Raw genomic sequence first — 8,353 nt, 5'->3', positions numbered from 1 at the left:
GGCTGGCTCGGCGTAGCCACTGGCGCTGTGGACTCGTTCACCACCACGGGCGGCTGTTGCGGCTCTTCCGGCAGCGCTTGCGGCTCGGGCACTGCAACCGGCTCCACCTTGACTTCAGGCAGGCTGGGCATCGCCGGGGCCTGCGGGGCCTCGACACGCACCTGGCGCATCTCGTCCTCGCGGGTGAACAGCATCGGCAGGAAGATCACCGCCAGCGCCACCAGCACCAACGCACCCACCATGCGCTGTTTCATCCCTTTATCCAGCACTGCCATCTATTCACCCCTCCAGGGCCTGCCGCTCCAGCCACTCCAGGGCTTGGGCGACACAGAAAAACGAACCGAACAGCAGGATCTGGTCATCCGCCGTCGCCTGCGCGCATTGCCCTTCGAGGGCGGCGTCGACGCTGGCATAAGACTTCACCGTTGCACCGCAGTTCGTCAAGGCACTGGCAAGCTCGGCGGCCGGACGACTGCGGGGCGTATCCAGCGGTGCGACTGCCCACTCGTCGACCAGCGCCTGCAATGGCGCGATGACACCACCCAAATCCTTGTCGGCGAGCAGGCCGAAGACTGCCAGACGACGACCTTGCAGGGGGCGAGCCGACAGGCGACGGGCCAGATACTCTGCGGCGTGGGGGTTGTGACCCACATCCAGCAGCAGCTCCACACGCTTGCCCTGCCAATACACCACACGCCGATCCAGACGCCCGGTGACGCGGGTGGCGAGCAGCGCCTGGCGGATCAGCCCGGCATCCCATGGCAGGCCCATCAACAGGTAGGCCTGAAGCGCCAGCGTGGCGTTTTCCATCGGCAAGTCGAGCAGGGGCAAGTCGCGCAACTGCACCGCGGTGCCGTCGAGCGTGACGCCACGCCAGTGCCAGACGCCTTCAGCGCTTTCCAGGTCGAAATCACGCCCCCGCAGGAACAACGGCGCAGCCAACTCGCGCGCCTTGTCCAGCAGCGGCTGCGGCGGATCGAGGTCACCGCACAGCGCCGGCTTGCCCTGGCGGAAGATGCCGGCCTTCTCGAAGGCCACCCGCTCGCGGGTATCGCCCAGGTAGTCGACATGGTCGACACCGATGCTGGTCACCAGGGCCAGGTCGGCATCCACCACATTGACGGTGTCCAGGCGACCGCCAAGGCCCACTTCGAGTACCACGGCATCCAGACCGGATTGCTGGAACAACCAGAACGCCGCCAGGGTGCCCATTTCGAAATAGGTCAGGGAAATCTCGCCCCGCGCCGCTTCTACGGCAGCAAAGGCCTCGCACAAACGCTCATCGCTGGCCTCCTGGCCATCGATCAGTACCCGCTCGTTGTAGCGCAGCAGGTGGGGCGAACTGTAAACCCCCACCTTGAGGCCCTGGGCCCGCAGCATCGAAGCCACGAAGGCGCAAGTCGAGCCCTTGCCGTTGGTGCCGGTGACGGTCACCACGCGCGGTGCCAACTTGCCCAGCTGCAGCCGGGCAAGCACCTTTTGCGAACGCTCCAGGCCCATGTCGATGGCCGAAGGATGCAATTGTTCGAGGTAGGCGAGCCACTCGCCCAGGCTGCGCTTCGTCATCACGCGACCGCAGCCGCCTCGCGCGCCTGCTCTGGCGTTTCCTGGCCGGTCATCTGCGCCAGCAGGCGGGCCAGACGTGGGCGCAGGTCGCCACGCGAGATGATCAGGTCGATAGCGCCATGCTCCAGCAGGAACTCGCTGCGCTGGAAGCCTTCCGGCAGTTTTTCACGCACGGTCTGCTCGATCACGCGCGGGCCGGCGAAACCGATCAGCGCCTTCGGCTCACCGACAATGACGTCACCCAGCATCGCCAGGCTGGCAGAAACACCACCGTAGACCGGATCGGTCAGTACGGAGATGAACGGAATGCCCTCTTCACGCAGGCGCGCCAGCACGGCCGAGGTCTTGGCCATCTGCATCAGCGAGATCAGCGCTTCCTGCATGCGCGCACCGCCGGAGGCCGAGAAGCAGACCATCGGGCAGCGGTTTTCCAGGGCGTAGTTGGCGGCGCGAACGAAGCGCTCACCGACGACGGCACCCATGGAGCCGCCCATGAACGAGAACTCGAAGGCGCTGACCACGATCGGCATGCCCATCAGGGTGCCGCTCATGGAGATCAGGGCGTCTTTCTCGCCGGTCTGCTTCTGCGCAGCGGTCAGGCGGTCCTTGTACTTCTTGCCGTCACGGAACTTCAGACGGTCAACCGGCTCCAGCTCGGCGCCGAGCTCCGCACGGCCTTCCGGGTCGAGGAAGATATCGATACGTGCACGGGCACCGATACGCATGTGGTGGTTGCACTTGGGGCAGACATCCAGGGTCTTTTCCAGCTCCGGACGATACAGCACGGCCTCGCAGGCTGGGCACTTGTGCCACAGGCCTTCTGGCACCGAGCTCTTCTTCACCTCGGAACGCATGATCGAAGGGATCAGTTTGTCGACTAACCAGTTGCTCATGCTTTATTTCTCCAGTATTGGCGGGCGGGGACCGGTCTGGCCGGCCATGCCCTGCCCTTTGAGCTCAAATTCTTCTATGAAACGATGACGGCCCGGCCGCAGGGGCTGCCTGCGCAGCGCGCCGTCTTCAATGTGTGCGTCGGCTGCCCGGCATGCCGGCAGCCACCCCGCAGGGCTGCGATAGCTATGGACGATGGCGCGCAGCCAGCCGTCACATCTGGCATCACGCCTGTTTCACCGCGCGCATGAACGCTTCGATTTTGGCAGGATCCTTGATGCCCTTGGCCTGCTCCACACCACCGCTGACATCCACCGCGTAAGGCTGTACCTGGGCAATCGCCTGGCCTACGTTATCGGCCGACAAGCCGCCGGCAAGAATGATCGGCTTGCTCAGCCGAGCAGGTACCAGCGACCAGTCGAAGGCCTCGCCGGTGCCACCAGGCACACCGGCCACATAGGTGTCGAGCAAGATGCCACGGGCACCGGCATAGTGCTGGCAGGCGGCTTCCAGGTCATCACCGGGGCGCACGCGCAGTGCCTTGATCCAGGGGCGATGATAGCCCTCGCAGTCGGCCGGGGTTTCGTCGCCGTGGAACTGTAGCAGGTCCAACTGCACGGCTTCGAGAATCTCGTTGAGCTCGCAGCGCGAGGCATTGACGAACAGGCCGACGGTGGTCACGAACGGCGGCAGCTCGGCGATGATCGCCCGCGCCTGGCGCACGTCCACGGCGCGCGGGCTCTTGGCATAGAAGACCAGGCCGATGGCATCGGCCCCGGCCTCGGCGGCGGCCAGCGCGTCTTCGATACGGGTGATCCCGCAGATCTTGCTGCGAACGTTGCTCATGGACTGCGAACCCTGAGTGGATAGTGAAAGGCCCGATGGTAGCAAATGACTTTTCGCCCGTCAGTCCGCCAACGCCTCATAACCGGTCAGAAAGTGTGGGCCAATGTAACGCTGTGGCAGCTGGAATTCCTCCGGGTACTCCACCTGCACCAGGTAAAGGCCATAGGGGTGCGCCGTGACCCCGCCTTCACGGCGATTGCGCCCCTCCAGTACTTCGCGTGCCCAGCTGGCAGGACGCTCACCAGCACCGATAGTCATCAGCACTCCGGCAATATTGCGCACCATGTGATGCAGGAACGCGGTGGCGCGCACGTCCAGCACGATCATCTGGCCATGGCGCGTGACGCGCAGGTGATGGATGTGCTTGATCGGCGACTTGGCCTGGCACTGGCTGGCACGGAAAGCGCTGAAATCGTGGGTGCCGAGCAGGTACTGCGCCGCCTCGGCCATGCGCTCGACATCCAGCGGACGGTGGTTCCAGGTGACTTCTTCGGCCAGGTGTGCCGGGCGGATCGGGTCGTTGTAGATGACGTAGCGGTAGCGCCGGGCGCAGGCCTTGAAGCGGGCATGGAAGTCCGCCGGCATCGGCCGCGACCATACCACGCTGATGTCGTGGGGCAGGTTGAAGTTGGTGCCCAGGGTCCAGGCGCGCTCGTCGCGCACGGCATGGGTGTCGAAGTGCACGATCTGGCCGCAGCCATGCACACCGGCATCGGTGCGTCCGGCACACACTACGCTGATCGGTTCATTGGCGACTTTCGACAGCGCTTGCTCAAGCGCCTGCTGGACGCTGGGCACGCCGCTGGCCTGGCGCTGCCAGCCGCGGTAGCGCGAGCCCTTGTATTCCACGCCCAGGGCGATGCGGGTGAAGCCTTCGGCGGCAGATTCGGAGGCGGCGGTGTCGATGATGTCCAAGCGCATGAAACCTGTGGGGTAATACGGAATGACGGGATTATAACGACAACGGCAGCCTTGTTGGGCTGCCGTTGGTTTTGTGCCGTCGGTGCGGGCCTTTTCGCGGGGCAAGCCCGCTCCCACAGGGATTGCGTCAGCTTTCAGCTTTTAGAGCAAGACAGCAGCCCACTCAACCCGTGGGAGCGGGCTTGCCCCGCGAAGAGGCCTTCAAGGAAAACCTCAGACCAACCGGGAAAGCATTTCCTCGGCTTCCTGGCGCTGGCCGTCATCGCCATCCTTGACCACTTCATCGAGGATGTCGCGCGCCCCCTGGTGGTCACCCATGTCGATGTAGGCGCGCGCCAGGTCGAGCTTGGTCGCCACTTCGTCGCTGCCGGAGAAGAAATCGAAGTCCAGGTCGTCCAGCGGCTCCGGTTCCTGGGCGGCATCGGCGGCCGTGAAGTGCGGCTCCAGCGATGGCGACTCGAGGCTCTGCGACAGCTTGTCCAGCTCGGCGTTGACGTCGCTCAGTTCCGAGGCAAAGCTCTTGGCCGCCGGCGACTGGTCATCCAGCGACAGTGACAGGTCGAAGTCCTCCGGCAACTCCAGCTCGGAAATCGGATCGAATTCCGGGATTGCATCGAAGGCTGCCAGTTCGGCGGCGACGTCCACCGGTTCCTCGGGCGCCGCAGCCGGGCTGACCGCCTCGCCCATGTCCAGGTCGAAATCGGCCAGATCATCGATGCTTTGTGGCTCGGCCTGAGCCTGCGCCAGCAAGGCTTCGAAATCTTCATCGGCATCGGTTTGCACGGCAACGTCAGCGTCGGCCTGCGGCTCCGGCAATGGCGTTTCGTCCAGCAGTGGCGTCTCGAGCGGGTCGATTTGCGGCAGCTCGTCATCCAGGCTCAGGTCGAAGGCGCTGTCCAGGTCGCTGTCATCGAGGACCGAAGTCTCGACGAACGCCTCGGCAGCCGCATCGAGATCCGCCTCAGGTACCTCCGAGTCCAGCTCAGGCGCTTCCAGGTTCAGCTCAGGCGCCTCGACAGGGGTCTGCTCGGTCTCGGCCACGGCTTGGGCCTGAGGCTCGTTTTCAACCGCTGTTTCAGGCTCGTCCTGCAGCAGCTCCTGGACATACTGCTCGTCCATTTCAGCCGCCAGCGCCGCCGCGCCCAGCCCTGCGGCAGCGACGCCGAGCATGGCCGGGAAGCGCTCTTTCAGCGCACCGACCTGAGCCGTGTTCTCTTCGCTGCCCGAAAGCTTGCGCTCCTGATCGACGAAGGCGCTGTGATCGCCCTGGCGGGCATAGACTTCCATCAGCTTCAGGCGCAAGCCGTCTTGCTCAGGCTGCGCAGCGACTGCCGTTTCCAGCAGGTCGGCGGCGTGATTGAGGCGGCCACGGGCCAGGCTTTGATCGACCTCGGCCAGCAGCTCGGCATTGGCATCCTGCGCCGGGACCACAGACGCCGGCTCGGCCACTTTCTCGGCGGCAACCGCCGCTGCAGCCGAAGCCGCCACCACAGCCGGCGACAAGGTAACGCTCGGCGCGGAAACGTCCAGCTCATCGAAGCTGCTCGATGGCAGGTCGAGGTCAGGGCTGCGCTCGCCCTCCTCGGCCAGCGCACGCGCCATGCGCAGGTGCTTTTCAGCCTCTTGCTGGGCTTTGCGCTTGCGTGCCAGCAGCAGCAACAAAAGCAGCAGGACCAGGAACGCGGAACCGGCGACCAGACCAAGCACGACCGGGTTGCCAAGCATCTCGTCCAGCGCGCTCGGCTGCTGGACGGCAGGCACAGGCTCACTGGCGGGAGCCGTTTCAGGTGCGGTATCGACAGCAGCAGGCGCCGGAGCAACAACAGGCTCTGCCGATTGTGCCGGGCTGGCTTCACCCGGCAAGGCGGCCGTTGCCGGCACCTCATCGGCGGCGCCCTGTGCTTCCAGGCGCGCCAGCTGATCGTTCTTCAACTGGATCAACTTCTCCAGCTTGTCGAGCTGGCTCTGCAGGTCGGTCATCCGACCTTTGAGTTCATCGTTGTCACGGCGGCTGGTGTCCAGGCTTTCCTGGGCCACGGCCAACTTGTCGTTGATCGCCTTGGCTTTGCCGGCGCCCACCTGGTTGCCAGGACTGACCAGGCGCAGGTTGTCGCCCTGGGCAATACGCTCGGGCGCTGCATCGGCGGCACCGCGGCGGGTGGCATCGAGCTGCCGCGCGCGCGGCCCCAGGCGCCGGCCTTCACGCCAGGCCGCATACTGCTCGGCCACTTCGCGATTGGCCTCCCCCTGGGGGATGCTCTGGATCTGTTGCTGGTCGGGCAGGCGCAATACCTGGCCCACCTTCAACTGGTTGATGTTGTTGCCGATGAAAGCGTCCGGGTTCAGCGCCTGGATGGCGATCATGGTCTGCTGCACCGAACCGCCACCCTGGGTATTGCGCTCGGCAATCTGCCACAAGGTATCGCGACGTTTGGTGGTGTAGCTGCCGGCACTGCTGACCGCGGGGGTCACGTTCGCCGCGGCAGACTCCTGACCCTGGGCCTTGGCCTGGTCGAGCAGCACACTGTAGTCACGCAGCAGGCGGCCCTGGGGCCACATCACCTGGACCAGGAACTTGACCACCGTACCGGGCAGGGGCTGGCTGGAAGTGACCCGCAGCACGCTCTTGCCATTGGGGTTGATCACCGGGGTGAAGGTCAGGTCTTCGAGGTAGGTCGGATAAGCCACCCCAGCCTTGCTGAACTCTTCCGGCGGCGCCAGGCTCGGCGCCACTTCGGCAGTGGTGAGGTCGCGCACATCGAGCAATTCGATCTCGGCGTCCAGCGGCTGGTTCTGTGCCGACTTGAGCGTCAGCTCACCCAACCCCAGGGCATTCGCCATGCCAGACGACAGCGCCGACGCTGCCGCCATAGCCAGAACCAGTTTGCGAATTCGAAGCATGACCTCTTCCCTTGTATGAATCGTCCCGAAACCCGCAGGCGGAGCGGGACAAAAGTGCTCGCCAGTATCTTTTACGCCATGTGTTTAATCAACAATTGCGCCACCTGGACGGCATTGAGCGCGGCGCCCTTGCGCAGGTTGTCGGTGGTCAGCCAGAGGTTGAGCTGTTGCTGCTCGTCTATTCCATGGCGCACACGACCAACATAGACCACGTCTTGCCCGACTGCGTCACCGACCGGCGTCGGATAATCGTCGCGTTCGACCAGCTCGATGCTGTCGGCGGCCTCGAGCGCCTGGTTGACGGCGTCCAGGTCCACCGGCGCGCGAGTCTGTACGGCCACACTGAAGCTATCGCCGAAAAACACCGGGACTTGAACGCAGGTTACGGAAATCTTCAGTTCGGGCAGTCCGAGCAACACGCGCAATTCGCCAACCAGGCGCTGCTCCAGGGCCGTATGGCCGTGCGCATCGGCGGCACCGACCTGGGCCAACAGGTTGAAGGCCACCTGACGGTCGAAGAAGCGTGGCTCGAGCGGGCGAGCATTGAGCAGCTCGGCAGTCTGCCGGGCCAGTTCGTTGACGGCTTCACGCCCTTGGGCGGACACCGCCAGCGCGGCCATGACCTGCACACGTTCGATCTCCAGCTGGCCTTTGAGCGGCGCCAGGGCGACAGCCAGAGCAACGGCTGCGGAGCTTGGGCTGGCCAGGCGCGCGGGCAGTTCGAGGCCGGCGATGCGTTCAGCATTGGCTTCCGGCACCACAGCCAAGGCGTCGTCCAGGCCGCCGGACAGGTCGATGACCGTGCAGCCTGCCTGCTGGGCCTTGCTGGCGAAGCTGCGGCTGACGGCTGGGCTGGCGGCGAAAAAGGCCAGTTTGACCTGAGCGAAGTCGAAGCTGTCCACTTCCCGGACTTTGACCTTCTTGCCGGCGAACATCACGCTGCTGCCCGCCGACTCCATGCTGGCCAGCAGGTGCAGCGTCGCGACCGGGAAGTGCAGTTCTTCGAGGATCTGAACGAGGGTTTCACCGACGCTACCGGTAGCGCCGACGACGGCGATGTCCAAGGGTTGGGTCATGGTGGGGATCCTTTTGCTGAAACGGCGGGGGGCGGCACTTTACTTGGATTGTAGAGTTTTGTCTGTCCCGCCCCCAAAGCTGTTGATCTTGATCTTGATCTTGCTTTTAAGCGCGCGGTAGCTCAGTCGCAGCCAATTGCGACGTCAGGAGG

Annotated in this window: 6 protein-coding genes and 1 pseudogene; all 7 read right to left on the bottom strand. The window is 64.7% G+C overall.

Annotation, left to right across the window (positions count from 1 at the left end; translation table 11 throughout):
- Positions 1-275: pseudogene (locus PMI38_RS02575) on the bottom strand (SPOR domain-containing protein); the annotation flags it as partial.
- A gap of 4 nt (positions 276-279) precedes the next feature.
- Positions 280-1,566, bottom strand: coding sequence for a bifunctional tetrahydrofolate synthase/dihydrofolate synthase (gene folC, locus PMI38_RS02570; protein ID WP_008090289.1), 1,287 nt, complete (start codon positions 1,564-1,566; stop codon positions 280-282).
- On the bottom strand, positions 1,566-2,459 hold the full coding sequence (gene accD / locus PMI38_RS02565; protein WP_008090288.1) for an acetyl-CoA carboxylase, carboxyltransferase subunit beta: 894 nt from the start codon (positions 2,457-2,459) through the stop codon (positions 1,566-1,568). The genes folC and accD overlap by 1 nt, the downstream gene beginning before the upstream one ends.
- Before the next feature lie 223 nt (positions 2,460-2,682).
- Positions 2,683-3,303: a phosphoribosylanthranilate isomerase gene (locus tag PMI38_RS02560; protein WP_008090287.1), complete on the bottom strand. Its 621-nt coding sequence runs from the start codon at positions 3,301-3,303 to the stop codon at positions 2,683-2,685.
- A gap of 60 nt (positions 3,304-3,363) precedes the next feature.
- Positions 3,364-4,224 carry a tRNA pseudouridine(38-40) synthase TruA gene (gene truA / locus PMI38_RS02555; protein ID WP_008090286.1) on the bottom strand — a complete coding sequence of 287 codons (861 nt, stop codon included), beginning with the start codon at positions 4,222-4,224 and terminating at the stop codon, positions 3,364-3,366.
- Positions 4,225-4,437: 213 nt separating this feature from the next.
- A complete protein-coding gene (locus PMI38_RS02550; protein WP_008090285.1) occupies positions 4,438-7,125 on the bottom strand; it encodes a FimV/HubP family polar landmark protein in 2,688 nt (895 codons plus the stop codon).
- A 71-nt stretch (positions 7,126-7,196) separates the two neighbouring features.
- Positions 7,197-8,201 (bottom strand): aspartate-semialdehyde dehydrogenase, encoded by a 1,005-nt coding sequence (locus PMI38_RS02545; RefSeq protein ID WP_008090284.1) that lies wholly within the window; start codon positions 8,199-8,201, stop codon positions 7,197-7,199.
- Between the last annotated feature and the right edge of the window lie 152 nt (positions 8,202-8,353).

It is taken from the genome of Pseudomonas sp. GM84, from assembly GCF_000282535.1.
Classification (GTDB): domain Bacteria; phylum Pseudomonadota; class Gammaproteobacteria; order Pseudomonadales; family Pseudomonadaceae; genus Aquipseudomonas.
Note: the sequence above shows the minus strand (reverse complement) of the source record. Positions and strands in the feature narration are given on the sequence as shown.